Raw genomic sequence first — 853 nt, 5'->3', positions numbered from 1 at the left:
CGCTTGCCACAATGACAGTAACCCAGGCGCAGCGCCAGCTAGACGCCCTCTCGCTGCCGTTGTTCATCAATACCACGGTAATGTTTTCAAATTAGGTAGCGACAGAAATAACATCGACACTTACAAACAGCCTGTCGACGAGAATGACGTGCTCGTTACCGACATCAATGGTTTAGTCATTGAAGGCAACCCTTTCCCGCAAGATGCCCGCAACTGTACAACCTGCCATTCAACCGATGTCGCGAAAGCATCAGACGCCAACAATTGGTTTGAACACCCAAGCCAAGTTGCCTGTGAGACCTGTCACTTGTACCGAGACAGAGGCGCGCATGATAACCAAGTGGGTACGGCTTGGGTAAGAAACGGCGAGCCACAAAACTCCTGCTCGGGCTGTCACCGTCCTTATGACCGAGACGACAATGGCGATCCAATCATCGGCCAAGACGCAAGCCGAAGTGCTAAAACGGTTCACGTAATGCGTTTAGAGAATCTTGCAAAAGCGCGTGATTCGCTCGAAATCAACGTTGAAAGCGCGCGATTTATTGATGACCAGTTTGAGGTTGAACTAAGAGTGTCGAAAGCGGGCTCAGGTATTGGCTCTATCAACGAACTGACCCCTTTCATTAATGAACATGGGCACCTCAATTTGTTGCTGAACTGGGATAACGGCCAAGGCCCGATGGTCGCAAACAACAGTCTCAACGTCGCCGATGATGGCGCACTTGGTGACGGCTGTGAGGCTCAAGGAGAAGGCCTATTCTTGTGTCATAAAGACTTCACTGACGCTGTGATCAAGCCAACCTCCAACTCTACGTTGACGGTTAACATCGCCGACATGCCACTTTGCGCCAAC

General features: G+C 50.9%; 1 protein-coding gene. It reads left to right on the top strand.

Annotated features, from left to right (window positions below):
- Positions 1-853, top strand: an 853-nt coding sequence (locus tag R7093_RS24655) for a multiheme c-type cytochrome (protein WP_318146944.1), incomplete at both ends; no start/stop codon positions are given.

It is taken from the genome of Vibrio sp. 1580 (assembly GCF_033340055.1).
This window is presented reverse-complemented; position numbering and strand designations above follow the sequence as displayed.